General features: G+C 61.8%; 22 protein-coding genes. 14 read left to right on the top strand and 8 right to left on the bottom strand.

The features are described 5' to 3' along the window. The first annotated feature begins 11 nt into the window (after positions 1 to 11). Both ugpC and FFR93_RS23675 read left to right on the top strand, forming a co-directional pair. Positions 12 to 1,094 (top strand): sn-glycerol-3-phosphate ABC transporter ATP-binding protein UgpC, encoded by a 1,083-nt coding sequence (gene ugpC / locus FFR93_RS23680; RefSeq protein WP_138394992.1) that lies wholly within the window; start codon positions 12 to 14, stop codon positions 1,092 to 1,094. A gap of 30 nt (positions 1,095 to 1,124) precedes the next feature. Continuing rightward, positions 1,125 to 1,874 carry a ThuA domain-containing protein gene (locus FFR93_RS23675; protein WP_138394991.1) on the top strand — a complete coding sequence of 250 codons (750 nt, stop codon included), beginning with the start codon at positions 1,125 to 1,127 and terminating at the stop codon, positions 1,872 to 1,874. Between the two features lie 34 nt (positions 1,875 to 1,908). On the opposite strand, the gene FFR93_RS23670 is transcribed toward FFR93_RS23675, so the two are convergent. From FFR93_RS23670 to FFR93_RS23660, 3 genes are all read right to left on the bottom strand, one after another. After that, a complete protein-coding gene (locus FFR93_RS23670; protein WP_138394990.1) occupies positions 1,909 to 2,820 on the bottom strand; it encodes an SMP-30/gluconolactonase/LRE family protein in 912 nt (303 codons plus the stop codon). Between the two features lie 97 nt (positions 2,821 to 2,917). Continuing rightward, on the bottom strand, positions 2,918 to 3,739 hold the full coding sequence (locus tag FFR93_RS23665; RefSeq protein WP_138394989.1) for an SDR family oxidoreductase: 822 nt from the start codon (positions 3,737 to 3,739) through the stop codon (positions 2,918 to 2,920). A gap of 82 nt (positions 3,740 to 3,821) precedes the next feature. After that, on the bottom strand, positions 3,822 to 5,009 hold the full coding sequence (locus FFR93_RS23660; RefSeq protein WP_138394988.1) for a phytanoyl-CoA dioxygenase family protein: 1,188 nt from the start codon (positions 5,007 to 5,009) through the stop codon (positions 3,822 to 3,824). Positions 5,010 to 5,102: 93 nt separating this feature from the next. Between FFR93_RS23660 and FFR93_RS23655 the strand changes: the two genes are divergently transcribed. Next, complete coding sequence (locus FFR93_RS23655; RefSeq protein WP_138394987.1) at positions 5,103 to 6,128, top strand: LacI family DNA-binding transcriptional regulator; 1,026 nt, start codon at positions 5,103 to 5,105, stop codon at positions 6,126 to 6,128. A 65-nt stretch (positions 6,129 to 6,193) separates the two neighbouring features. Further along, on the top strand, positions 6,194 to 7,411 hold the full coding sequence (locus FFR93_RS23650; RefSeq protein ID WP_138394986.1) for an adenylate/guanylate cyclase domain-containing protein: 1,218 nt from the start codon (positions 6,194 to 6,196) through the stop codon (positions 7,409 to 7,411). A gap of 21 nt (positions 7,412 to 7,432) precedes the next feature. Here the strand turns inward: FFR93_RS23650 and FFR93_RS23645 are convergent, their stop codons facing one another. From FFR93_RS23645 to FFR93_RS23630, 4 genes are all read right to left on the bottom strand, one after another. Beyond that, the gene (locus tag FFR93_RS23645; RefSeq protein WP_138394985.1) at positions 7,433 to 8,212 is read right to left on the bottom strand and encodes an SDR family NAD(P)-dependent oxidoreductase; all 780 of its coding nucleotides are present in this window, start codon (positions 8,210 to 8,212) and stop codon (positions 7,433 to 7,435) included. Between the two features lie 76 nt (positions 8,213 to 8,288). Then, positions 8,289 to 8,684, bottom strand: coding sequence for a DoxX family protein (locus tag FFR93_RS23640; protein ID WP_138394984.1), 396 nt, complete (start codon positions 8,682 to 8,684; stop codon positions 8,289 to 8,291). 93 nt (positions 8,685 to 8,777) lie between these two features. Continuing rightward, positions 8,778 to 9,926 carry a galactonate dehydratase gene (gene dgoD, locus FFR93_RS23635; RefSeq protein ID WP_138394983.1) on the bottom strand — a complete coding sequence of 383 codons (1,149 nt, stop codon included), beginning with the start codon at positions 9,924 to 9,926 and terminating at the stop codon, positions 8,778 to 8,780. 64 nt (positions 9,927 to 9,990) lie between these two features. Next, a complete protein-coding gene (locus tag FFR93_RS23630; protein WP_138394982.1) occupies positions 9,991 to 10,746 on the bottom strand; it encodes a FadR/GntR family transcriptional regulator in 756 nt (251 codons plus the stop codon). A 207-nt stretch (positions 10,747 to 10,953) separates the two neighbouring features. On the opposite strand from FFR93_RS23630, the gene FFR93_RS23625 reads away from it, so the two are divergent. The 10 genes from FFR93_RS23625 (at position 10,954) to FFR93_RS23580 (ending at position 23,959) form a co-directional block, all read left to right on the top strand. Continuing rightward, the gene (locus FFR93_RS23625; protein WP_138394981.1) at positions 10,954 to 11,937 is read left to right on the top strand and encodes an arabinose ABC transporter substrate-binding protein; all 984 of its coding nucleotides are present in this window, start codon (positions 10,954 to 10,956) and stop codon (positions 11,935 to 11,937) included. A gap of 69 nt (positions 11,938 to 12,006) precedes the next feature. Next, positions 12,007 to 13,512 (top strand): L-arabinose ABC transporter ATP-binding protein AraG, encoded by a 1,506-nt coding sequence (gene araG / locus FFR93_RS23620; protein ID WP_064712273.1) that lies wholly within the window; start codon positions 12,007 to 12,009, stop codon positions 13,510 to 13,512. Between the two features lie 16 nt (positions 13,513 to 13,528). After that, positions 13,529 to 14,479: an L-arabinose ABC transporter permease AraH gene (gene araH, locus FFR93_RS23615; RefSeq protein WP_138394980.1), complete on the top strand. Its 951-nt coding sequence runs from the start codon at positions 13,529 to 13,531 to the stop codon at positions 14,477 to 14,479. Then, positions 14,476 to 15,369, top strand: coding sequence for an aldose 1-epimerase (locus FFR93_RS23610; protein WP_138394979.1), 894 nt, complete (start codon positions 14,476 to 14,478; stop codon positions 15,367 to 15,369). The genes araH and FFR93_RS23610 overlap by 4 nt, the downstream gene beginning before the upstream one ends. Next, on the top strand, positions 15,366 to 16,145 hold the full coding sequence (locus FFR93_RS23605; RefSeq protein WP_064708611.1) for an SDR family oxidoreductase: 780 nt from the start codon (positions 15,366 to 15,368) through the stop codon (positions 16,143 to 16,145). Before FFR93_RS23610 ends, FFR93_RS23605 begins: the two co-directional genes overlap by 4 nt. A gap of 149 nt (positions 16,146 to 16,294) precedes the next feature. After that, on the top strand, positions 16,295 to 16,726 hold the full coding sequence (locus tag FFR93_RS23600) for an OsmC family protein (protein WP_064708612.1): 432 nt from the start codon (positions 16,295 to 16,297) through the stop codon (positions 16,724 to 16,726). Between the two features lie 203 nt (positions 16,727 to 16,929). Then, positions 16,930 to 17,538, top strand: a complete 609-nt coding sequence (locus FFR93_RS23595) for a TetR family transcriptional regulator (RefSeq protein ID WP_064708613.1) — start codon at positions 16,930 to 16,932, stop codon at positions 17,536 to 17,538. Positions 17,539 to 17,588: 50 nt separating this feature from the next. Next, a complete protein-coding gene (locus FFR93_RS23590) occupies positions 17,589 to 18,722 on the top strand; it encodes an efflux RND transporter periplasmic adaptor subunit (RefSeq protein ID WP_138394978.1) in 1,134 nt (377 codons plus the stop codon). A gap of 24 nt (positions 18,723 to 18,746) precedes the next feature. Continuing rightward, entirely contained in the window at positions 18,747 to 21,893 is a 3,147-nt protein-coding gene (locus FFR93_RS23585; protein WP_138394977.1) for an efflux RND transporter permease subunit, read from the top strand. 155 nt (positions 21,894 to 22,048) lie between these two features. Continuing rightward, a complete protein-coding gene (locus FFR93_RS23580) occupies positions 22,049 to 23,959 on the top strand; it encodes a family 20 glycosylhydrolase (protein WP_138394976.1) in 1,911 nt (636 codons plus the stop codon). Here FFR93_RS23580 and FFR93_RS23575 read toward each other — a convergent pair. After that, positions 23,956 to 24,873, bottom strand: coding sequence for an ROK family protein (locus tag FFR93_RS23575; RefSeq protein ID WP_138394975.1), 918 nt, complete (start codon positions 24,871 to 24,873; stop codon positions 23,956 to 23,958). The two genes, FFR93_RS23580 and FFR93_RS23575, sit on opposite strands and share 4 nt — an antisense overlap. Positions 24,874 to 25,125: the final 252 nt, after the last annotated feature.

Below are 25,125 nucleotides of genomic sequence, written 5' to 3'. Positions count from 1 at the left end.
AAGAGAAACGGATGATCACTCTCAGAAACGTTCGCAAATTCTACGGCGCGCTCGAGGTCATCAAGGGCGTCGACATCACCGTGGAAGACGGGGAATTCGCCGTTTTCGTCGGCCCGTCCGGATGCGGCAAGTCGACACTTCTGCGGATGATCGCAGGCCTCGAAGGCCTCGACGGAGGCGATCTCATCCTTAACGGCAAGCGCATCAACGACGTGCCGCCCGATAAGCGCGGCATCGCCATGGTGTTCCAGTCCTATGCGCTCTATCCGCATATGACGGTCGCCGGAAATATCGGTTTCTCGCTCAGCTTGAAGAAGGTGCCTGAAGCGGAAATCCGCAGGCAGGTGGACGCTGTCGCCGAGATCCTGCAACTGACCGACTACCTCGATCGCAAGCCCGCGGCCCTTTCCGGCGGCCAGCGCCAGCGCGTGGCGATCGGCCGCGCCATCATCAAGAAGCCGTCGCTGATCCTGTTCGACGAGCCGCTGTCGAACCTCGATTCGGCGCTCAGAGTGCAGATGCGCGCTGAGCTGCAGCGCCTGCACCGCGAGCTGAAGGCGACCGTCGTCTATGTCACCCATGACCAGGTGGAGGCGATGACGATGGCCGACCGTATCGTCGTGCTGAACAAGGGTGTCGTCGCCCAGCAGGGTGCACCGATGGAGCTCTATCATCACCCGAACAACGAGTTCGTGGCGACCTTCATCGGTTCGCCGAAGATGAATGTGCTGCCGATGACGGCGACACGCCGGGATGCCGGCACTGTCCGCCTGGAAAGCCCGCTCGGCCTTGCCATCGATCTTCCGGATGGGAATGGCTCCGTGCCGCAGGGCGAGGCGAAGCTCGGCATCCGGCCGGAGCATCTGAAGCTTTCGGCGGAAGGGCAGGGCGATTTTTCCACCGAAGTCGTCATTGTCGAGCGGCTCGGCGTCGAAACCTATCTCACGGTTGGTTCACAGCAGCAGCCGGTCGTCGTGCGTGCCGAGGGTGATATGACCATCCGTCCGGGCGACCGCGTGTCGCTCACGGCCGAGCGGGCCGCCTGCCATCTGTTCGATTCCGCCGGTCGGGTAATCCGCCCGGCTCAAGTTTGAAACATCGACGCCAAAACATTGAGGACTGGCATGACAATCAAGGTCACGATCTGGAACGAAGGACGCCACGAGCAGGTGCACAAGGAGGTCCAGGATATCTATCCGGATCGCATCGACGGAGCGATCGCCGCCGGCATCACCCATCCTGATTTCGAAATCCGCCGCGGCACGCTCGACGATCCTGAAGAAGGACTGCCGGACTCGGTGCTCAATGACACTGACGTGCTGCTGTGGTGGGGCCATATGGCGCATGAGGAGGTCAGCGACGGGCTGATCGATCGGGTGCAGCAGCGCGTGCTGAAGGGCATGGGCCTGCTGGTGCTGCATTCCGGCCACCACTCCAAGCTCTTCCGCCGGCTGATGGGCACCAACGCCAACCTCTCCTGGCGTGAGACGCCGGATGGCGACCTAGAGCGTGTGTGGGTGGTCAATCCCTCACATCCGATCGCCGAGGGCCTGCCGCCCTATTTCGAGGTCAATGCCTCGGAAATGTACGGCGAACCCTTCGACATCCCCCAGCCGGACGAACTCGTATTCATCTCCTGGTATTCCGGCGGCGAAGTGTTCCGCAGCGGCTGCACCTTTCAGCGGGGACGGGGGCGCATCTTCTTCTTCAGCCCCGGCCATGAGACCTATCCGATCTATCACGACAAGACCGTGCACAAGGTGATCTCTAACGGGATTCGCTGGGCGCGGCAGAAGCATACGGATGGCCGCACCCTGGAGAACTGGCACCGCGCCGAGCCGCTGCACGGCAGGCCAGCCACCGTGAAGGCCTAAAGCCACACGGGCTTTTTTGGCGGCGCGCCGATCCTTACGGATATTGCGCGCCGTTCGTCTTGGTATAGATTGAATAGACCGAACGGGTTGCGGTGATGAAGAGCCGGTTCTTCTTTGGGCCGCCGAAGGTGAGATTGGACACCGTCTGTGGCACTCTGATCTTGCCGAGCAGCGTGCCATCGGGTGAGAAGCAGTGCACACCATCACCCGCGCTCGTCCAGAGATTCCCGCTGACATCGATGCGGAAGCCGTCAGGATGGCCGGCATCGAGGCTGCAGAAATAGCGGCTGTTTGCGAGCTTCCTGCCGTCGACGACGTCGAAAACTCTAACATGGCATGGCACTTCATGTTTGCCCGAACCGGAATCGGCAATGTAGAGCTTCGTCTCATCGGGCGAAAAGGCGAGACCGTTTGGCTGGATGAAATCCTCGACGACGGCGTCGACTGCGCCGCTTGCAGGGTCGATTCGATAGACGTTGCGGGTCGGCTGCTCCGGCTCGGCCTTGTGGCCCTCGTAGTCCGAGAGGATGCCGTAGGTCGGATCGGTAAACCAGATCCCGCCGTCCGAATGGACGACGACGTCGTTCGGCGAGTTCAATCTCTTGCCCTTGTAACTCTCGGCGAGGACGGTGATGCTGCCGTCCGTTTCGGTGCGGGTGACACGGCGGCCGCCATGTTCGCAGGAGATCAGACGGCCCTGCTTGTCGCGGGTGTTGCCGTTCACATAGTTTGACGGCGAGCGGAAGACCGAGGCCGTTCCGTCCGGCGTCCAGCGCATCATGCGTTCGTTTGGGATGTCGCTCCAGAGAAGGCAGTTCAGATCGGAAAACCAGACCGGGCCTTCCGCCCAGCGGCAGCCGGAATAGAGCTCCTCGAGGGCGGCGCTGCCGATTACCAGAGCGCCGAAACGTTCATCACGGATGTCGTAAAGCGGATTGTCGGCCACGCCAAGTTTCCTCCCTGAATGCTGTCGTCCTTTTCCTAGCGGCAAATTTCGGGAGGTACCAGAGCCAGATAATCGGAAATGCCGCGCTCCAGTTTTTTCAGAGGGCGGCGACCGGATGCGGCGAGCCGTCGTAAGCGCCCCAGATCGACTGGTCGAAGCAGATGACCGAGCCGGTCATCAGGCCTGATTCGGCCGATGACAGGTAGGCGCAGGCGCGCGCTACCTCATGCGGGTCGACGAGCCGGCCGAAAGGCTGGCTAGCCGCCGCCTTCTCCAGCCAGTCGGCGGGTGCATCGTGATATTCGCGCTGAATGCGGTCCTCGCCTTCGGAAGCCATCCAGCCGATATTCAGGCCGTTCACGCGGATACGGTTGCGCAGCAGCGCATAGGCGGTGTTCTTCGTCAGCGTTTCGAGCGCACCCTTGGAGGCACAATAGGCGGCGATGAAGGGTTGGCCCGCCTTGGCCGACATCGAGCCGATGTTGACGATCGTTCCCTCGATCTTTTCGCGGCGCATGACCTTCACCGTTTCCTGCATCAGGAAAAACGGTGCGCGCACATTGACGGCGAACATGGCGTCGAAGAGCTCGGGGCTGGTGTCGAGAATGGTGCCGCGATCGGTGATGGCGGCGGCATTGACCAGTGCGTCGACGCGACCGAAGGCCTCGTCGCAGGCCAGTACGACATTCCTGGCGTCGTCGACCGTGCCGAGGTCGGCCTTGACATAGACGACCCTGGCGCCGGTCGCGGCCGAAATCTCCGCCGCCTTCGCATTGCCTTTGGCTTCATTGCGGCCGCAGATGACAATGCCTGCCGCGCCGCGTTCGGCGAATAGATGGGCAATGGTTGCGCCCAAGCCCTGCGTGCCACCGGTGACGATGGCGATCTTGCCGTCGAGGTGGCCGTGATCCGTGCTCATGTGGTCCTCCTTCATGATGATGTGCGAACGGCCTTCCGCGGGGGTCCGGAAGGCTCGGACGAGGGGGCTCGAGAATTCGAAGTCAGCTCAATTTCTTCTGCGCCTGCTCGGCAAGCGCTGCCTTGAAGGTCTCGTCGCTCCAGCCTTCCCTGAGCGCCTCGTGCATCAGCTGCGCCTGCGTTTTCGGTGCCAGACCTCCGAGTGGCGGATCGCGGTCGAGATTGGTGGGGAAGGAATAACCTTCGGCGCAGGCGGCGACGGCGTTGGCGATTTCGTCGGGCGAGAGCCTATCTTGCAACGCCTTCAGGGCGGGAAAGAGTCTCGCGCTCATTCTCTCCCGATTGACGGTCTCCATGGCCCGTCCGAAGGCGGACGAGATTTGCAGGAGGTTGGCGACACGCTTGATGTCGGCCGAACGGTTGGTTCCGGCGGCGTGGAAGAGAGCGGGATTGAAAAAGACCACGTCGCCCTTTTCGAGCGGCAGCTGGACATGGTTGGCCTCGAAATAATCCCGGAACTCATGGCGCTTCAGCGCCAGATAACCCGGCACATAGGTCTGGCTGTGGGGCAGGAAGAGTGTCGGACCGCTTTCCAGCGGCATGTCGCAATGAGCAACCGCACCCTGCAGCGTCAGAACAGGGGAGAGACGGTGCACATGCGCCGGAAATTGCTCGATGACTGCAGAGGACTGGAAGCCGAGATGGTAGTCGCGATGGGCCGACTGCGCCGCACCGCCCGGATTGACGCGGTTGACCTGAGCCGTCATCTGATAGCTCGGACCGAGCCAGGCTTCGCTTGCGAGCGCGATAATGGCGTTGCCGTAATATTCGGCGAAATTTTCCGGATCGGCGAGGCAGTGTTTTTCCAGCGAATTCCAGATGCGATCGTTGGCGCCGGGCTTGGCGAAGTGATCGCCGCCGCCAGTCGAGGTGCGGTGCTGCTCCTCGATGATGGCGTCGAAGATCGTGCTGGCGCGGTCGACGATGCCGCCATCGTGGTAGGCATGCTTGAAAACGACGACGCCCGGGCCTTCGCCAAAGGCCTCGCAGATCTCGGCCAACACGGCGCGCCGGCCTTCCGGCGTAGCGGCCGCTGCCGTCACCTTGCGGCTGTCATAGATCAGGATGTTTTTTTCCACCGCCGAAGCTGTGGGGTATTCGGCAAGGACGGTCGGCTTTTCCGCAAACCGGCGAAAATCCTCGAGATCGCAGGCGTCTTCGCTGAGCCAGACGCGGTCGGCATGCAGTTTCTGCAGGTTATCGGTTTTCATCGCGGCTCCTCCCTGTTTCCAGTGGAGGCACTATACGCCAGGCCGCGAGGTGATATAGATCAGCAATCCATCAAAAAACCATCAGACGGAGCCATGGCGCATCCCTTTCTCGTCAAGGACATCGCCTTCCAGGCGGGGCTGAGCACCGCCACCGTCGACCGGGTGCTGAACGGCAGGCCCGGTGTGCGCCGGCAGACGGAAATGCGGGTGAGGGCGGCGATTGCGGAGCTGGAGAAGCAGCAGGCCGGTGCAATGGGCAGCGGGCGCACGCTAGCGATCGATATCGTCATGGAGACGCCACAGCGGTTCAGCGATACAGTGCGTGCCGCCTTCGAGGCAGAGATGGCGGCCTTCCTGCCCGGTGTCTTCCGCTGCCGTTTTCATTTCGCCGAGGTGATGAGACCGGCCGAGCTGGTACAGCTTCTGGATCGCATTCGGCTGCGCGGCACGCACGGCATCGTCCTGAAGGCGCCCAACGTCGCCGAGGTGATGGCTGCCGTCGCACGGGCGGATGCGGCCGGCATTCCCGTCGTGACGCTGGTGACGGATCTGCCGAATTCAGCGCGCATAGCCTATGCCGGCGCCGACAACCGGACGGCGGGGGAGACGGCAGCCTATCTGATCGGCGAGTTCCTCGGAACCGACGGCGGTCAGGTGCTGGTGACACTGTCGAGCGGACGGTTCCGCGGCGAGGAAGAGCGGGAAATCGGTTTTCGCCGCCTCATCCGCTCCCATTATCCCAGCATCGGCATCACCGAAATCAGCGAGGGACACGGCACCGATGCCGCGACGGAAACGCTTGCGGCGGCAGCGCTTGCAGCCGATCCTACCGTCAACGCCGTCTATTCGATCGGCGGCGGCAATCGCGCGGTGCTGGCGGCCTTCGATGCGGCCAACCGCGCCATCCGCGTCTTCGTCGCCCATGACCTCGATGCCGACAACAGAGCGCTGCTTGCGGCGCGCCGGATCGGCTTCGTGCTACATCACGATCTCAGAACCGATGCGCGTTCGGCCTTCAGGGCAATCATGAGCCGCGTGACTGCGCCCGGGCGGGCCGTTCCGGTCTCGCTTTCTTCCGTCGAAATCGTCACGCCTTACAATATGCCTGCGGGCGGTTGAGCCGATTTCCTTTCCCTCCATGCCGAGTTCGAGCTACAGCTTAGCTTGGAGCGAAGGTGAGCGGCATGGATTACGGCGACGTCGGCACGATTGCGGCCTGGGTTACGGAGCAGGGACTGAAAGGTGTTTCGGAAGCCGAGCTCATGACCGGTTTCTGCGCGGCCTGTCGGGATGCCGGGCTGCCGCTCGACCGCGGCATGGCGCTGATGGATACGCTGCACCCCGTGCATGAGGGCCGGGCCTTCCGCTGGGACAGCGTCGAGGAAATCGAAACCGAATTCGAATATGGTCCGACGAGCTCGGGCGAAGCGGCGTCGAGCTGGCAGCGATCGGCCTTTTACCATCTTTGGTCGGGCAACGAGCGGGAAGTACGCCGACGGCTGGGCTTCGGCGATCCAGCCGATTTCACAATGCTCGACAAGATCGCCGAGGCCGGCCACACGGATTTCGTGGCGATGATGCATCGTTTCAGCGAAGCCGGCACGATCGGCGAAATGGATTGCTTCTTCTCGCATTTCGCAACCAAACATCCCGAAGGTTTTTCCGATCACGATCTCGCCATTCTGCGCAAGCTCGTGCCGGTGCTCGGCCTGGCGATCAAGTGCATCGCGCTCGGGCGCATCGCCCGCACCATCGCGGAAGTCTATCTCGGCGAGGATGCGGCGCGCCAGGTGATGGAAGGCAAGATCAGCCGTGGCAAGTCGGAGCGGATCTCGGCCGCGCTGTGGTTTTCCGATCTTTTGAACTACACCAAGATTTCCGACCGCGTGCCGCCGGAGGAAATTATCCCGCTGCTGAACGATTACAGCGAGGTAGCCATCTCGGCGATCCATGAGGCGGGGGGCAATGTGCTGAAGCTGATCGGCGACGGTGTGCTCGCCATCTTCAAGGGCGAAGTGCCGGCCGAGACCTGCCGTGCGGCGCTCAGGGCCGAATCGCTGCTGCGGGAAAAGCTCGTCACGCTGAATGCGGCGCGCGCGGCTGATGGCAGGCCGACGACGGATGTTTATATCGGCCTGCATATCGGCGATGTGTTCTACGGCAATATCGGCAGCCAGGATCGGCTGGACTTCACGGTCATCGGCCCCGCCGTCAACGAGGTCAGCCGAATCGCCTCCATGTGTCGTTCGGTCGACCTCAACCTGCTGATCTCCTCCGATTTCGCCGCGGCGATACCGGCGGAAGAGCGCGCCGCGCTGGCATGCGTCGGACGTTATGCTTTGCGCGGGGTACAGCGTGCCCAGGAACTCTATACGCTTGACAGCGCGCGGCTGAACAGCTGACTTTCCGCGAACGTTCGAGGATTACCGCAACAGGCCCTGGCCGCCGTCGATCCAGATCGGTGTGCCGGTGATGTGCCGGGCACGATCGGAGGCAAGGAAGAGGATGGTTTCGGCAACATCCTCGCTTTTGCCCGCCTTTCCGCCGGCAATAGGGATATCGCCTTCCGGCCAGATGACCGGTACCTCTGTTTCCTCGCGGCGGCGGCTGTCGGTATTGGCGCTGATATTGGTCTCGATCTCGCCGGGGCAGACGGCATTGACGCGGATGCCATGGCGGCCGAGTTCAAGGGCAAGCTGCTGCACCATGGCGACCTGGCCAGCCTTGGTTGTGGTGTAGGCGGTGGCGCCCGGCGTCGTGAAGGTGCGGGTGCCATTAATCGAGGAGACGACGACGATCGAACCGCCGCGGTGCTTCAGATGCGGAACCGTCAGATGCAGGGTCAGATAGGTGCCGCGCAGATTGACGGCGATGGTCTTGTCCCATTCGTCCGGCTTCAGATCGTCGATCGGAGCCCAGACGCCGTTGATCCCGGCATTGGCGACGACGATGTCGAGGCCGCCGAAGCTGTCCGTGAGCTTCTTCACCGCGGTTCGCATTTGCGCTTCGTCGCTCGTATCGGCCGTCAAGGCGATCGACTGACCGCCAGCGGCGGTGATCTCGGCGCAGGTCCTTTCAACCTCGTCGGCGGTGCGGCTCAGGACTGCGACCCTTGCTCCCTCGGCGGCGAGCCTTAACGCGGCCGCTTTGCCGATCCCGGAACCGGCACCCGTCACCAATGCGATCTTTCCCTCAAGCTCCATGGGTGGTCTCCTTGACCTTCTGCCGAAAGGCAATGATTGGCGCGACAGTTGGTTCCACAAGCAGCGGGTCGACTGACTATTTAAGGAGCGCTCGCCGCAATGCCCATTTCTCCGGCCCGTGGACGGCGGCGAAGAGCAGACCGGCGAGGAAGGTGAAGTGATCGACGAAGAAGCCGAATTCGGCCTGGTTCTGTTGCCAATGGGACGGTCCGTGGAAGGCGAAGGCAAGGAAGATCACGTAGATACCTGCCAGCAGACTCGCCTCGGTGAAAAAGGCGCCTGATATGAAGGCAAGGGCCAAAGCGACCTCGAAAAGGGCTGCGACCCAGGTGAGGAAGGTCGACATTGGAAAACCGGCGGCGGCAATGTAGTTCGCCGTGGCGCCGATATCAGCGAATTTGAAGCCGGCGGCCATGAAGAAGATGAAACTGAAGATGATGCGGGCGACGATGATTGCGATTGCTCTGGCCATGGAAACCTCCTGTTGGGCTTCCACTATGACGCACGAGATGGCTGATCTCCTACACCACGAATGAAAGGGCCGCTTGCGCGACCCTCCATTCTCTCACCACTCGGCAAAACTGCCGTCAGCGTGACGCCAGATCGGATTGCGCCAGCGATGGCCTTCCTTGGCGCGTTCGATGACGTAGGCCTCGTCGACCTCGATGCCGAGACCTGGCCCCTGCGGGATAGAGACGAAACCATCGGCATATTGGAACACCTCCTTGTTGGAGATGTAATCGAGGATGTCGTTGCCGGTATTGTAATGGATGCCGAGGCTCTGCTCCTGGATGAAGGCATTGTAGCTGACGGCATCGACTTGAAGGCAGGCAGCGAGCGCAATCGGGCCAAGCGGGCAATGCGGTGCCAGCGCCACATCATAGGCTTCGGCCATGGCCGCAATCTTGCGGCATTCGGTGATGCCGCCGGCGTGGGAAAGATCCGGCTGAATGATGTCGACATAGCCGTCCGAAAGCACCTGTTTGAAGTCCCATCGCGAATAGAGCCGTTCGCCGAGCGCAATCGGCGTCGAGGTATGGTTGACGATATCGCGCAGCGCTTCCTTATTTTCCGAAAGGACCGGTTCCTCTATGAACATCAGCTTGTAGGGCTCGAGCTCCTTGGCGAGAACCTTGGCCATCGGCTTATGGACGCGGCCGTGGAAATCGACACCGATGCCGATATGCGGGCCGATCGCCTCGCGTATGATGGCGATGGTCTCGACCGCCCTCTCCACCTTCTCGTTGGTATCGACGATCTGCATCTCCTCGCAGCCATTGAGCTTGATCGCCTTGAAGCCGCGGGCGATTACGTCTTTGGCATTGTTGGCGACATCAGACGGACGATCGCCGCCGATCCAGGAATAGACCTTGATGCGGTCGCGCAGCTTGCCACCGAGCAGGGAATGGATCGGCTGGCCGAGAGCCTTGCCCTTGATATCCCACAGCGCCTGGTCGATGCCTGAAATCGCGCTCATGTGGGCAGCGCCGCCGCGATAGAAGCCGCCGCGATACATCACCGTCCAGTGGTCCTCGATCAGGAAAGGATCCCTGCCGATCAAGTAGTCTTCCAGTTCGTGGACGGCGGCCTCGACGGTCAGCGCGCGGCCTTCGACGACCGGCTCGCCCCAGCCGACGATCCCCTCGTCGGTCTCGACCTTCAGAAACAGCCAGCGCGGCGGAACGATATAGGTGGTGAGTTTGGTGATCTTCATCGTGGGTCCTAATCTCTTCTCGGATTTGCGACAGGACAGCGCGTCCGCGGCTTCTCGTGATCGATCATTTCGATCTGCCGATCGCCTTCTCGGCGGCGGCAAGGTCGCGCACTGCAAGGTCGAGCATGCGATTGGCGCATTCCCTGGCGCCGGCCTTGTCGCGCATGCGCAGGGCCTCGACCAGCTCGCCGTGAACGAGCACCGCATCCTCCCGGTTTTCGACCGCGATGTTGGAGGCATGCAGCGCATATGTCAGAGCGGCGTGGATGGCGCTCGACAGACGGCGGAACACTTGGTTGTGGCTGGCGATGAGCAGCACCGTATGGAACATGACGTCGGCGTCGGTGAAGCTTTCCGGTTCGCCTGAGCTGTCGCGCATCTGGCGCCAGGCCTTGTCGAGATCGGCGATTTCCTGGGCGCTGGCACGTTCGGCGGCATATTCGGCGGCCGCCGGCTCAATGGTGCGGCGCGCTTCGAGGATGCAGCCGAGCAGGTCGAAGTCCCTGATGTAAGGTCCCATCCAGTTGAGCACCTCGGCGTCCAGGATGTTCCATTCATCCCGATCGCACACGGTTGTCCCGACCCGCGGCTTGCCGCGGACGAGCCCCTTGGATTCCAGGACTTTCAACGATTCGCGGATCACAGTGCGGCTGACGCCGTACAGTTCGCAGAGGTCGTTCTCGCGCGGCAACGGCGAGCCCGAGGGATAGCGGTCCGCGCAGATGTCCTGAGCGATCGCTGCCGTGACGTTGCGGCGTACGCGCGGTCGGCGTTCGCTGCTGGAGCTTTCCGTTCGGCCCTGTTCCTCAGTCGATTCCAACTTCGCCTCTCCGCACTCTCTCCCGGGCAGCAACCGAACCTGATTATCCGAATTCGGTCCGCTTTGCGACGGGTCCATCCGGCTCGCTGACTACACTATTATTCCAATCATCATACATTGGCAATTGACTGGTATGATGATTTAACATAATTCATTGCATGCTGCCGGGGAGGCAGTTGCTCGATTTCAGAGTTTAGGGAGAGAGACATGCGCTTGCTCAAAGCAGCTATTCTGGCTGGCACTTTCGCCGTTCTGGCAGCCGGCTCGGCATTTTCCGCGGACGTCAAGATCGGTTTCATCGTGAAGCAGCCGGAAGAGCCCTGGTTCCAGGACGAATGGAAGTTCGCCGATCAGGCCGCCAAGGAAAGAGGCTTCACCGTCGTCAAGATCGGCGCGGAGGACGGCGAGAAGGTCCAGTCGGCGATCGACAATCTCGGCGCACAGGGTGCGCAGGGCTTCATCATCTGCACCCCCGACGTCAAGCTCGGGCCGGGCATCGTCGCCAAGGCCGAAGCCAACCAGCTGAAGCTGATGACGGTTGACGACCGTCTCGTCAGTGCCGACGGCAAGCCGCTGGAAGATGTGCCGCATATGGGTATCTCGGCCACGAAGATCGGCGAGACCGTTGGTCAGGCGATCGTCGACGAAATCGAGAAGCGCGGCTGGAACATGAAGAATGTCGGCGCGATCCGGGTCTCCTACGATCAGCTGCCGACCGCCGTCGACCGCGTCGAGGGTGCGATCTCGGTCCTGAAGTCCGCCGGTTTTCCGGCCGAGAACATCTATGATGCGCCGCAGGCGAAGACGGATACGGAGGCAGCGCTCAACGCGGCGACCACCGTACTCAACAAGCACGCCGACGTGAAATACTGGGTCGCCTTCGGCCTTAACGACGAAGCGGTCCTCGGCGCCGTCCGCGCTTCGGAGTCGGTCGGCATTCCTGCAGCCAACGTCATCGGAGTCGGTATCGGCGGCGCGGAATCTGCGATCAACGAATTCAAGAAGCCATCCGCCACGGGCTTCTTCGGCACGGTCATCATCTCACCGAAGCGTCACGGTTATGAAACGGCGCTGAACATGTATGACTGGATCGCCAACGGCAAAGAGCCTGAAAAGCTGACGCTGACTTCGGGTTCCCTGGCGCTGCGCGGCAATTATGAGCAGGTCCGCAAGGAACTTGGCATCGAGTGATCAATCGCCAAGATGATGCATTTCCGGCGGCCGCCTACGCGTGCCGCTGGAACCTTCGGCGGAGTGATGATGGCTTTCCTCGAATTCAAACATATCTCCAAGGGCTATCCCGGCGTGCAGGCGCTGTCGGGCGTCTCGTTCACGGTCGAAAAGGGCGCCGTGCACGGCCTGATGGGTGAGAACGGCGCTGGTAAATCGACACTGATCCGCGTGCTGTCGGGCGATCAGGCCGCCGACGCCGGCAGCATTCTCATCGCCGGCGAAGAACAGAAATATGCCTCGGTTCGTGACGCCTTCCATGCCGGAGTCATCGTCATTCATCAGGAGCTGCAGCTCGTTCCTGAGCTGACCGTCGCCGAAAACCTCTGGCTTGGCCGCTTTCCCGCCAAGGGCGGAGTAATCCTTAGCAAAACCCTGATCGAGACGGTGCGGACGAAGCTCGAGGAGATCGGCATCGATGTCGATCCGTCCGCCAAGGTCGCCTCGCTTTCAATCGGCGCCCGGCAGATGGTCGAGATCGCCAAGGCCGTCATGCTCGAAGCGCGGGTCATCGCGCTTGATGAGCCGACCTCCTCTCTTTCCTCGCGTGAAAGCGAAATCCTGTTTTCGCTTATCGACAGGCTGAAGGCGAGGGGAACGGTCATTCTCTATGTCTCGCACCGTCTCGACGAGATATTTAGGCTTTGCGACAGTCTGACCGTGCTGCGCGACGGCAGGCTTGCCGCCCATCACCCTCAGATTGCCGGGACGACACGTGAACAGATCATCTCGGAGATGGTCGGCCGCGAGATCAGCGATATCTGGGGGTGGCGCGGACGCCCTCTCGGCGACATCAGGCTCGAGGTCAAGGACCTGTCCGGACCAAGGCTGCGCAATCCTATCAGCTTTGCTGTCCGCCAGGGCGAGATCCTCGGCTTCTTCGGCCTGATCGGCGCCGGCCGCAGTGAGATGGCGCGGCTGCTCTACGGCGCCGATCAAAGGCATCAGGGCCAGGTGACGATCGATGGCGCCGCCGTTTCGCCGAATGATCCGAAAGCGGCGATCGATGCCGGCATGGTGCTCTGCCCGGAGGACCGCAAGTCCGATGGCATCGTCCAGGGACGGTCGATCGAAGAGAATATAGCCATCTCGTCGCGCCGCCATTTCTCGCCCTTTGGTATTCTGAACCCAAAAAAGGAGGCGGCGCTGGCGGATGAATTCATTTCCCGGCTGCGAGTGCGGACGCCCTCACGCAAGCAGGACATCATCAATCTTTCAGGCGGCAACCAGCAGAAGGTCATCCTGGGCCGCTGGCTTTCAGAACAAGGCATCAAGGTTCTTGTGATCGATGAGCCGACGCGTGGAATCGACGTCGGAGCGAAGTCGGAGATCTACGAAATTCTTTATGAGCTGGCGGCCGGAGGCATGGCGATCGTAGTGATCTCGAGCGAACTGCCCGAAGTGATGGGCATATCCGACCGCATCATGGTGATGTGCCAGGGCAGGGTGGCGACCGACGTCGCCCGCCCGGATTTCGACGAGCGCGGCATTCTGACGGCGGCTCTTCCCGACAAGAACGCTGCCGGCACCATCTAGGATCAGGAACAGGACGATGAACTCGTTGAAAAAAATCCTTCTCGGCGAACAGGGACTGGTGGTGATCTTCGCTGCCGCCTTCGTGATCGTCTCGCTCTTTGTTCCGAACTTCCTGACCGAGCGGAACATGCTGGGGCTTCTGCAGTCTGTCGTCACGATCGGCATCGTCGCCTGCACGATGATGTTCTGCCTTGCCTCCCGCGATTTCGATCTTTCGGTCGGATCGATCGTGGCCTTCTCCGGCATGGCCGCAGTGATGGTCTCGAACGCCACAGGCTCCATTCCGGTCGGGTTGGTGGCCGCTCTGCTGTGCGGCGCGATCGTTGGCTTCGTCAATGGCATCGTCATCGCCCGCTTCCGCATCAACGCGCTGATCACCACCCTTGCGACCATGCAGATCGTGCGCGGACTGGCGCTGATCGCCTCGGATGGCCGCGCCGTCGGCATCAACGATCCGGCCTTCTACCAGCTTGCTCTGTCGCGCTTCCTCACCGTGCCCACGCCGATCTGGATCATGCTCATCCTTTTCATCTTCTTCGGCTTCGTGCTCAACCGCACCGTCTTCGGCAAGAACACGCTGGCGATCGGCGGCAATCCGGAAGCCTCGCGGCTCGCCGGCGTCAATGTCGTCAACATGCGCATCTGGATCTTTGCGCTGCAGGGCCTCGTCTGCGGCATCGCCGGGATCCTGCTTGCCTCGCGCATCACCTCCGGCCAGCCGAATGCAGCGACGGGACTCGAACTCTCGGTGATTTCGGCCTGCGTCCTCGGCGGCGTTTCGCTTTCCGGAGGCCGGGCGGCGATGAGCGGCGTCATTGTCGGCGTTCTGATCATGGGAATCGCCGAAAACGTTATGAATTTGCTGAATATCCAAGCTTTCTATCAGTATGTCGTGCGCGGGTTGATCCTGTTGATCGCTGTGCTGCTCGACAATCTGAGGTCTTCGGCGGCAGGGCGGCGTGGATGAGCAACGGACATGGTGGAGATGAAATCGAGCTGAGCAACGGCGATCTGTCAGTCAGGGTCAGCCGCCGGGGCGCCGCCCTCACCGCCGCAACCTATCGGGGCAAGCCCTTTCTCGTTCCGGTCGGCGGCCCAAACGGAATCGTCGCGAGTTTTCCCATGGTGCCTTTTGGCAACCGCGTGGAAGGTAATGCCATGTCCTTCGGCGGACGCGACTATGCCTTCCAGCGAAATTGTCACGATCCCCTCTATCTGCACGGCGATGGCTGGATCAGCCTTTGGCAGCCGGAGGAATTAGGCCCTGAGCATGTGCAGCTCCGCTTTTCGCGTGATGCCGATGCAATCTCGCCCTATACCTATCTGGCCCGGCAGGAGATCCGTCTCGCCGGCAATCGGCTGGTGCTGGCGCTTTCTGTGAGGAACCGCGGTGAGGCGGCTCTGCCCTTCGGCCTGGGTCAGCATCCCTTCTTCGTAAGGACGCCGGAAACACGATTGACGATTGCCGCCGGCCGCTTCTGGAACGAGCGGCACGACCATCTCCCCGGTGAACCTGGCCCGGTCCCTGATGATTTCGACTTCAGGTCCGGCAAGCCGCTGCCGCGGCTCTGGATGAATAATGCCTTCGAGGGGTGGAATGGGCGGGCAGCCATCGCCTGGCCGGAACTTGGAATTCAGGCGGCAGTGGAAGCCGATGCCGCGCTTTGCCGATTCATGCTATACATGCAGCTCGACCGCACGGATTTTTTCTGCCTCGAACCGATGAGCCATTTGCCGAACGGCCATCACCTGCCTGAGTTCGGAGGTCTAAAACCGCTTGCGCCAGGTGAGGGTCTTTCCGCCAAAGTGACGATCGATCTGTCGGCGCTGCCGGTTCAACCGGAGGGAAGATCATGAGCAACCGCCTGCAGGGCAAGAACATACTGATAACGGGCGCTGCGCAGGGTATCGGCCTTGCGATCGCGAAGGCGTTCATAAGCGAGCATGCAGCCGTCTATCTCGTTGACCGCAATGCGGCGCTGCTGGCGCGGGCCGCCGCAGAGCTGGCAAGCACCGGCGGCCGGGTCGGTTATCTGCCGGCCGATATAACCGATGCCGGAACGATCACGCGGGCGGTTGCCGAGGCGAATGAGGAGATCGGTCCGCTGAACGCGCTTGTCAACAATGCCGGGGTCAACATCTTTGCCGAACCGCTTGCGACGACGGACGAGGAGTGGAGCCGCTGCTTCGATATCAATCTCAAGGGCGCTTGGAACTGCTGCAAGGCTGTGCTGCCCGGCCTGATCGAGCGCGGCGGCGGCGTCATCCTCAATATCGCTTCCACCCACGCCTTCACGATCATCCCGCATACCTTTCCTTACCCGCTGGCGAAACATGCGCTGCTCGGCATGACGAAATCCCTGGGCCTGGAGTACGCGGCCCGAAATATCCGGGTTAATGCTCTGGCGCCGGGCTATGTCTCGACCCAGAAAGTGATAGACTACTGGAATAGCTTCCCCGATCCCGAAGCGGCCAAGGCCGAAACGATGAGGCTCCATCCCGGCGGGCGGATCGCATCGCCGGAGGAGATCGCCATGGCGGCGGTGTTCATGATTTCCGACGAATGCCCTTTCATGAACGCAACCTGCCTGACGATCGACGGCGGCCTCAGCGTCCTGCAGCATGCCGTCTGAGCGGCACTGCCTACTGGATTTTTACAAGCCTGTCGTCTTCTGCCGATAGAGCGTTATATTGCCTGTCGGGAAGGCGAACCTGGATCTCCCACAGGCTTGGAGCGGCCATCGCCGCTGCCTGAAAGCTCAACCGAAAACAGGAGGATGGCATGCAGATCAATCGTACGGCTTCGGCTCATTGGACCGGTGGCCTCAAGGACGGCAAAGGCCTGATCACAACTCAGAGCGGCGCGCTGACAGACTATCCCTATGGCTTTGCCAGCCGTTTCGAAGGCATCCCTGGCACCAATCCGGAAGAGCTGATCGGCGCGGCCCATGCCGGCTGCTTCACCATGGCGCTGTCGCTCATCCTCGGCGAAGCCGGTTTCACCGCCGAGCATATGGAAACCTCCGCCAAGGTGACGCTCGAAAGCGTCGAAGGGGGCTTTGCCGTCACCGCCATCCATCTTTCGCTTTCAGGCCGCATCCCGGGTGCGGATGAGGCAACCTTCACTGAGCTCGCCAACAAGGCGAAGGCCGGCTGCCCGATTTCCAAAGCGCTCGCCGCCGTTCCGATCACGCTCGACGTTAAGCTCGCCTGATTTTTTCTGCTGTCGCCAACGAGGTGCCGCACGCTTCGGCGTCGCGGCACTTTTCAATCGTGGCCCGCGCTCATTGTCACATCCTTCAAAATCATCACGCTCGGCCGCTTGCGCCTAACGGCTAGCATTGACAAATGATGTCTGACATTTTACGAATGACGAAATTCGAAAATCGTCAGTCGTAACTCGAGGCCTCGAAACTCATGAACGACATTGCGGAAACTACCATCGACGTTACGCGGCAGGAGAATGTCACGCGCATTCTGGACGCGGCCGAGCGGCTGTTCCGTCACTACGGCTACAGCAAAACGACGGTGGCCGACATTGCCCGTGATCTCGGCATGTCGCCAGCCAATATCTATCGTTTCTTCGCTTCGAAGGTGGAAATCCATCAGGCGCTTTGCGGGCGCATGCTCGCTACCGCCTATCAAATCGCCTACGACATCCGCCATCAGCCGATCAGCGCCAGCGAGCGGTTGCGCCGCTATGTCGAAACCCAGCATCAACTGACGCTGGATCTGATGCTCGATGAGATGAAGGTGCACGAGATGATCATCGTCGCGATCGAGCGCGACTGGCATGTGATCGAGAAACATATCGATCGCGTCCATGATCTCATCGCCGAGATCATCGCCGAGGGCATCGCAGCCGGGGAATTCGCCGAGCAGGATCCGGTCGTTGCTTCACGCTGCTTCGGCGCGGCGACGATCAATCTCGTCCATCCGCAGATGGTGGCCCAATGTCTTGCTAAAACCAACCGCGCAAGCGTCGACGAACTGATCGATTACGTGATCAGGGCGCTCAAGAAATAAGCGACGGCAAAGGCCGCCGGAAATCCCGAAACGATCTAGGAGTGCGGAAGATGTTTTCGCTGAAGACCGTCAGTAATCGCATGCCGTCCGTCGCGAGCCTCGTGCTCGTCGGCGCCATCGGCCTTTGCGCCTGCTCGGAAGAAAACGCTGAGGTCAAGGAAGTTATCCGGCCGGTGAAGGTCGTCGAGATCGCCAGGGCCGACGATACCCGCAAGCTTGATTATTCAGGCTCGGTCAAGGCGCGCACGGAGATGAATCTCGGATTCCGCGTGGCGGGCAAGATCACCGAGCGGCTCGTCGATATCGGCGACCGGGTGATGCCGGGCGACGTTCTCGCCCGGGTCGATGCCACGGATTACCAGCTCGCTGTCAAGACGGCGGAGGCCAATCTCGCCGCTGCGGAAAGGGGCGTCGAAACCGCCGATCTCGCCAACAAGCGCGCCGAGCAACTGTTCGACAAGAGCGTCGCTCCGAAGTCGCAGCTCGAGCAGGCCGCGCTCAGCCATGACCAAGCGGTCTCGCAGCGCGATGCGGCGCTCTCGGCGTTGGACCAGGCGAAGAACCAGGTGAGCTATACCGAGCTCAAGGCCGGGCAGAGTGGCATTGTCACGTTGATCAATGCCGACATCGGCCAGGTCGTCGGCTCCGGAAGCCCCGTCGTCACGGTTGCCGTCGATGGCGAGAAGGAAGTTCAGATCGCGGTTCCGGAAAACGACATTGCCGAATTCAAGCCCGGCAAGGCGGTCAAGGCCAGTTTCTGGGCGGATGACGGGCTGGTACTCGACGGCAAGGTGCGGGAGGTTTCCGGCAGCGCCGACCAGCAGTCGCGCACATTTGCGGTTCGGGTGAGCCTGCCGAGCGATCCGCGCGTATTGCTCGGCATGACCGCGACGATCGAGGCCGATGTAAACAACGGCAGCAGCTATGTCTCGATTCCGCTCAGCGCGTTGGCTGAGAAGGATGGCAAGCAGATGGTCTGGACCGTCGACCGCGACACGGCGACGGTGCATGGCCGGGCCATCAAGGTCGCCGATTTCACCGGCGATGGCGTGCATGTGACCGAGGGCCTCGATAGCGGCGATCTCATCGTTGCCGCCGGCACCCAATTCATGAGCGAGAACCTGAAGGTGAAGGTGCCGGATCAGCAATCAGCCCTGGTTGATACGGATCAGACCGTGCGCTGATCGCGTCGTAAAAGGAACAAGACCATGGACGCAACCGCCACCGAAAAGCGGCCCTTCAATCTGTCGCGCTGGGCAATCCGACATCCGAGCATTGCGCGCTTCCTCTTCGGGCTCATCATCATCACCGGCGTGCTCGGCCTGATGCGCATGGGCCAGCGCGAGGATCCCGAATTCACCTTCCGCGTCATGGTCGTTCAGGCGCTCTGGCCGGGTGCCTCCATCCAGGAAATGGAAGATCAGGTCGTCAACAAGATCGAGCGCAAGCTGCAGGAAACGCCACATCTCGACTGGGTCAAATCCTATACGCGAGCGGGCAGCGCGATCATCACCCTGCAGGTCAAGGGCGATACGAATTCGCAGGAAGTGGCGGATGCCTTCTATCAGGTGCGCAAGAAGGTCGGCGATATCGCGAACGAGCTGCCGCAGGGCCTGCTCGGCCCCTATTTCAACGATGAGTTCGGCGATACCTTCATCACGCTGCATTCGATCAGCGGCGAGGGTTATTCCTATCCGGAATTGAAGAAATTCGCGATCCAGGCGCGCGACATGCTGTTGACAACGCCGGGCGTCGAGAAAGCAGTCATCATCGGCGATCAGCCGGAAAAGATCTATATCGACGTCTCGTCCAAGGCGCTCGCCGAGCGCGGCCTGACGATCCTCGATGTGCAGAACGCCATCAGGGGCCAGAACAATGTCGATCCGGCGGGTTCGGTCGATACCGGCCTTCGTTCTGTGCGTATTTCGGTCGAAGGCGATGTGAAGAAGGCTGCCGATATACGTGAGCTGCGCCTGCGCGCCGGCGGTCAGGTGACGCGCCTCGGCGATATCGCCACGGTCAGCTCCGGGCTCGAAGATCCCTACCAGCGCAAGTATCGGTTCAACGGACACGAAAGCGTTCAGGTCGGCGTCGTCATGGCCAAGGGCTTTAACGTCACCGATGTCGGCAAGGATGTGGAAACGACCTATCATCGCTTCGAGGAGGCGCTGCCTTACGGCGTTGCGGTCGACCAGATCGCCAACCAGCCCGACGTGGTGACGGACGCGATCAGCGAGTTCATGCATGCGCTTGGCGAAGCCCTGGTCATCGTGCTTGTTGTCTCGTTCCTGTCGATCGGCTGGCGGTCCGGCCTCGTCATCGCCATCGCCATTCCGCTGGTGCTCGCCTTCACCTTCGCACTGATGTACGAACTCGGCATCGACCTGCAGCGCATCTCGCTCGGCGCGCTGATCATCGCGCTCGGCCTGCTCGTAGACGATGCAATGATCGTCGTCGAAATGATGGAGCGGAAGCTGGAGGAGGGGCTCGTCAAGGTCGAAGCGGCAAGCTTCGCCTATTCCTCGACTGCCTTCCCGATGCTGACGGGTACGCTGATCACCACGGCCGGCTTCATCCCGGTTGGTTTCGCCGCATCGACAGCCGGCGAATATGTGCGCTCACTGTTTTATGTCGTCGGCATCGCGCTGGTGACTTCATGGTTCGTTGCGGTCTATTTCACGCCCTGGCTCGGCTACATGATCCTCAAACAGCGCCATCACGCCGGCGAGCATCACGATGCCTTCGACACCCGCTTTTACCGCCGGCTGCGCGGTACTGTCGGCTGGGCGGTTCGCCATCGGGTCATCGTCCTGCTCCTGACGCTCGGGACCTTCGTCACCAGCCTCTGGGCCTTCCAGTTCATTCCGCAGAATTTCTTCCCGCAATCCTCGCGGCCGGAAATCCTGGTCGACCTGTGGCTGCCCGAGGGCACCAGCATTCGAGAAGTCGAGGTGCAGGCAAAGGCGCTCGAAGCCCGGATGATGGACGATCCCGACAAGCGGTTTATCGCCACCTATATCGGTGAAGGCGCGCCGCGCTTCTTCCTGCCGCTCGACCAGCAGTTGCGCAATCCGAACTTTGCCCAGCTTCTGGTCATGGCGAATGACGAACCGGCGCGCGAACGGCTGATCGTAAAGCTGCGTACAATCCTTGCGGAGGATTTCCCCTCGATCCGCGGCAAGGTTGACCGCCTGTTCCTCGGCCCGCCCACAGGCTGGCCGGTCCAGATGCGCGTCATGGGGCCCGACCGCCAGGAAGTGCGAGCGATCGCTGATCAGGTGAAGGCGCGCTTTGAAGCCAACCCTATGCTCGGCGCCATTCATGACGACTGGCTGGAACAGGTGCCGGCGATGAAGCTGGTGATCGACCAGGACCGCGCTCGGGCGCTCGGCGTCACCTCGCAGCGTGTGCGCCAGATGCTGCAGACCGCCATGTCCGGGGCGCCGCTCGACGATTTCCGTGACGGCGAGGAGACGGTCTCGATCGTCGCCCGCGAACCGGATGTCAGCCGTTCGCTGCTGTCGGCCGTCAATTCCGTCTATGTACCGACGGATTTCGGCGGCTTCGTGCCGGTCTCGCAGGTCGCCAAGGTCGTGCCCGTCATGGAGCAGGGCGTCGAATGGCGGCGCGACCGTTTGCCGACGATCACCGTGCGTGCGACGCTGCCAGACGGCGTGCAGGCGAACGACGTGGTGATGAAGATGTATGCCGACATGAAGGATCTGCGCGACAGCCTGCCTGCCGGCTACAAGGTCGAGATCCAGGGCGGCGCCGAAGATGCGGCGGAAAGCCAGATGTCGATCGCCGCCAAGGCGCCGATCATGCTTGCCGTCATCATCGTGCTGCTGATGGTGCAGCTGCAGCATTTCGGCAAGGCGATGCTGGTGCTTGCCACCGGTCCGCTCGGCATCATCGGGGCTGCGGCAGCCTTACTGATCAGCGGCGCGCCTTTCGGTTTCGTGGCGATCCTCGGCGTCATCGCGCTGCTCGGCATCATCATGCGCAACTCGATCATCCTGGTCGACCAGATCGACCAGGACATCAAGGCCGGCATGCACCGGCAGGAGGCGATCGTCGGTGCTGCGGTGCGGCGTTTCCGGCCGATCATGCTGACGGCGCTGACCGCTGTGCTGGCGCTGATCCCGATCTCTCGCGGCGTCTTCTGGGGTCCGCTTGCCTACGCGATGATGGGTGGCATCCTGGTCGCGACAGTGCTCACCATTCTGGTTCTACCCGCCGGTTACGCCCTTTTCTTCGGCCGTGAGCCGAACGCAAAGAACGAGCCAGGCCGAGATGCCGACGCCATCCAGGAAGAGGCGGGTGACAGACATCCGCCGGCGTTGGCAGCCGAGTGAAGGCGGCGCGGCGAAAGCCGCGCCGTTTTCCTTTCGAGGCTGCTTCGCCTGAGCTCGCGCCGATTCCCTTGCCGTCTCGAAAAAGCTAAGCTCGTGGAAGCATGCCGGGAGAGTGCCGCGGAGCCGGCCGCTCATCGACGGGAAAGGGCGCGAGCATGGCTGATTATCGTCTGGAAACGAGCTGGCGTCCGATCGAAGGCGGTTTCGGGCGCTTGAGCTTCACGCTCTTCAACCTTTCCTCCGAGCCTCTTTCCGGCTTCTTGCTCGCCTACACGTCGGAGACGCGGGTTGCTGATAAACATGTCTGCGACGGCGGCAGCCTGAAGCGACAGGTCGCACATTTCCATGAAGTCCGGCCACCCGAGGGGCTGAGCGTGCCGCCGGGCGGGCACTGGCAGTTCACCGTCGAGGGGCTGACCCGTGAGCCAAAACATGTGACGTCAGGGGTCAAATCGGCCTATCTGACACTGGGCGACGGGCGCCATCTTCCTGTCGGCTTCGGCGATCTGCTTCTCGAAGGCCGGAATGGCGGGGCTGCGCCGCCGCTTTTGCCGCCGGGCCGAGCAGAGGAGCCTTATTCGCTGCTGCCCTGGCCGCTGGCGCTCGGGCTGAAGGCGGGAGAGCTGCCTGTCGTCCTTTATCCGGCCGAGAGGACACGGCCGGAGGCGGTCAAGACGTTGTCCCTGGTTCTTTCGCTCCACCAGCGGCTCTATCCGGCTGAAAACGTGCCGTTCTCGCTCTGCACCGCAGAGGGCGGGCGCGCTATTCGTTTCGTCACCGAATCGTCGATCGCTGCGGTCGCCTATGAATTACGGTTTACCGCGCATGAGATCGTGCTCTCCAGCGCCGATGCGGCGGGCCTGCACTATGGGCTGATCAGCCTGGCGCAACTCATGCACGGCGCCCGTACCGATCGAGAGCACTTCCGATTTCCCAGTTTCGGCACGATCGCCGATCAGCCTCGTTATAACTGGCGCGGCTGCCATCTCGATGTGGCCAGGCAGTTCTATTCGGTTGCAGACGTCCTACGGCTGCTCGATATTCTTGCCTGGAACAAGCTTAACATCTTTCATTGGCACCTCACTGACGATGAAGCCTGGCGGCTGGAGATCAAGACCTATCCCCAGCTTACGGAGACCGGCGCGCGGCGTGGGCCGGACGAGGCGCTCGTGCCGCAGCTCGGCGACGGGGCGGAAACGCGCTCCGGCCATTACGCGCAGGAGGACGTCAGGCGGATCGTCGCGCATGCTGCGTCGCTTCATATCGAAGTGGTGCCGGAAATCGATATTCCCGGGCATAGCACCGCGACGCTGTTGTCACTGACCGGCCTCGTCGACGGCCAGGAGGCGCCGGATAGCTATCGCGCCGTGCAGGGTTATCCCAACAATGCCCTCAACCCGGCGGTCGAATTCACCTATGAATTTCTCCGCAAGGTGTTCGACGAGATGGTCACGTTGTTTCCCGGTGAATATTTTCATATCGGCGGGGACGAGGTCGCAAGCGGCGCCTGGCTTTCCTCGCCGCTTTGCACGGCGCTGCTGGAACGGGAGAAAATTGCCGGCACGGCCGAGCTGCAATCCTATTTCTTAAAGCGGATCAAGACAATGCTGTCGGAGCGCGGCAAGAAGCTCGCCGGGTGGAATGAAGTCTCACATGGTGGCGGCGTCGATCGCGACGGCACTTTGCTGATGGCCTGGGAAAAGCCCGCTGTCGGCATCGAGCTGGCGCAGCAAGGCTACGATGTGGTGATGACGCCGGGTCAAGCCTATTATCTCGACATGGCCCAGGCGGAAGCCTGGTCCGAGCCCGGCGCGAGCTGGGCGGGCCATGCGCCGCCGGAACATACCTATGCTTACGAGGCCGAGGGTGAGTTGCCGGATGCGCTGCGGGAGAAGATGCTTGGCGTCCAAGCCTGCATCTGGACTGAAAACTTCCTCTCTCGCGCCTATTTCAACCGGCTGGTCTTCCCGCGCCTTCCGGCCGTCGCCGAAGCCGCGTGGACGCCCTTGGAACGCAAAGACTGGGACAGGTTCGCAGCGATCGTGCGGATGTGGCCGGTGCTTTAAGCCGTGGTCGCTTCCGCCTTCAGCCCCAAGAGCGCCGCGCCGATCAGACCGGGTTCGATGCGGCACTCGCTCGGTACCACCAGCGGGCGGTCGAACCTGCGCAGGATCCGGGCGCGCACCGCCTTGTCTAGCTCGGCAAGCAAGGGCTCGGCATTGGAAAGTCCGCCGCCGACCGGAACGATTGTGGCGCCGGTGATGTTGATCGTCAGGGCGAGCGGCGAGGCGACGAGATCGATATAGACGTCGATGGTGCGTGTCGCCTTCTCCTCCCCCTGTCGCCACTGACCGATGATCTCTTCGCTCGAGAGTTCGAGATCGTGTAGCGTCTTATGCAGCCGCTCCAGTCCGCGGGCGCCGCCGACCGTATCGACACAGCCTCTTTGGCCGCAGCCGCAGGCATAGACGGGAATGGCGGTGGGCGGATTGCCGGCTGCGGAGGCGAGGATCGGGCCATGGCCCCATTCGCCGGCGAAACCGCCTGCCTCGTTGACGAGACGCCCGTCGGCGACCAGGCCACCGCCGACGCCGGTGCCGAGGATGGCGCCGAAGACGATACGGTGGCCGCGGCCGGCGCCGAGACCGGCTTCAGCCATCGCGAAACAGTCAGCATCATTGGCGATCAGAACAGGCAGAGCAAGTTCGGCTTCGAGGTCGGCTGCGAGCGTGCGGCCGTGGATGCAGGATATGTTGGCGCAGGTCAGCCGCTGTGTATCGGGATCGACGACGCCAGCGATCGACAGCGCAATGCGGCTCGGCCGTTCGCCCGTTTCGGCGATGATGTCGCGCAGGGTCTCGACGAAAGCGGCAAAATCGTCCTTCGGCGTCGGACGGCGACCGAGGGGAACGATGTCGGTCTCGGAGCGGGCGATGCCGCCTTTGATGGCGGAACCGCCGATGTCGAATGAAATGATCATAGCCTGCCTGCCGTTTCTCTGGCCTTCAGCGTCTGCTCGCACTGTTGGCAGGCAATTACAAGCCTTCATGCATCCGCCTGCCATGCGTTTGCGGGCACAAAGGGGCGATGGTCGAACGTAAATCGCGCCCACAGGTCTTCTCATTCGATTTCCTGCGTCATAAGTCATTCAATTGGCATATTGCGCGGCCAAAATCGGATCTCGCATTCCATCATCTGCCGGTATCATGACCATCGAAAACGCCGATTCCCC

The organism is Rhizobium sp. MHM7A (assembly GCF_005862215.1).
Classification (GTDB): Bacteria; Pseudomonadota; Alphaproteobacteria; order Rhizobiales; family Rhizobiaceae; genus Rhizobium; species Rhizobium bangladeshense.
This window is presented reverse-complemented; position numbering and strand designations above follow the sequence as displayed.

Coding starts and splice junctions, on each gene's coding strand:
- ugpC (WP_138394992.1), top strand. CDS start 12: ATGATCACTCTCAGAAACGTTCGCAAATTCTACGGCGCGCTCGAGGTC.
- FFR93_RS23675 (WP_138394991.1), top strand. CDS start 1,125: ATGACAATCAAGGTCACGATCTGGAACGAAGGACGCCACGAGCAGGTG.
- FFR93_RS23665 (WP_138394989.1), bottom strand. CDS start 3,739: ATGAGCACGGATCACGGCCACCTCGACGGCAAGATCGCCATCGTCACC.
- FFR93_RS23660 (WP_138394988.1), bottom strand. CDS start 5,009: ATGAAAACCGATAACCTGCAGAAACTGCATGCCGACCGCGTCTGGCTC.
- FFR93_RS23655 (WP_138394987.1), top strand. CDS start 5,103: ATGGCGCATCCCTTTCTCGTCAAGGACATCGCCTTCCAGGCGGGGCTG.
- FFR93_RS23650 (WP_138394986.1), top strand. CDS start 6,194: ATGGATTACGGCGACGTCGGCACGATTGCGGCCTGGGTTACGGAGCAG.
- FFR93_RS23645 (WP_138394985.1), bottom strand. CDS start 8,212: ATGGAGCTTGAGGGAAAGATCGCATTGGTGACGGGTGCCGGTTCCGGG.
- FFR93_RS23640 (WP_138394984.1), bottom strand. CDS start 8,684: ATGGCCAGAGCAATCGCAATCATCGTCGCCCGCATCATCTTCAGTTTC.
- dgoD (WP_138394983.1), bottom strand. CDS start 9,926: ATGAAGATCACCAAACTCACCACCTATATCGTTCCGCCGCGCTGGCTG.
- FFR93_RS23625 (WP_138394981.1), top strand. CDS start 10,954: ATGCGCTTGCTCAAAGCAGCTATTCTGGCTGGCACTTTCGCCGTTCTG.
- araG (WP_064712273.1), top strand. CDS start 12,007: ATGGCTTTCCTCGAATTCAAACATATCTCCAAGGGCTATCCCGGCGTG.
- araH (WP_138394980.1), top strand. CDS start 13,529: ATGAACTCGTTGAAAAAAATCCTTCTCGGCGAACAGGGACTGGTGGTG.
- FFR93_RS23610 (WP_138394979.1), top strand. CDS start 14,476: ATGAGCAACGGACATGGTGGAGATGAAATCGAGCTGAGCAACGGCGAT.
- FFR93_RS23605 (WP_064708611.1), top strand. CDS start 15,366: ATGAGCAACCGCCTGCAGGGCAAGAACATACTGATAACGGGCGCTGCG.
- FFR93_RS23600 (WP_064708612.1), top strand. CDS start 16,295: ATGCAGATCAATCGTACGGCTTCGGCTCATTGGACCGGTGGCCTCAAG.
- FFR93_RS23595 (WP_064708613.1), top strand. CDS start 16,930: ATGAACGACATTGCGGAAACTACCATCGACGTTACGCGGCAGGAGAAT.
- FFR93_RS23590 (WP_138394978.1), top strand. CDS start 17,589: ATGTTTTCGCTGAAGACCGTCAGTAATCGCATGCCGTCCGTCGCGAGC.
- FFR93_RS23585 (WP_138394977.1), top strand. CDS start 18,747: ATGGACGCAACCGCCACCGAAAAGCGGCCCTTCAATCTGTCGCGCTGG.
- FFR93_RS23580 (WP_138394976.1), top strand. CDS start 22,049: ATGGCTGATTATCGTCTGGAAACGAGCTGGCGTCCGATCGAAGGCGGT.
- FFR93_RS23575 (WP_138394975.1), bottom strand. CDS start 24,873: ATGATCATTTCATTCGACATCGGCGGTTCCGCCATCAAAGGCGGCATC.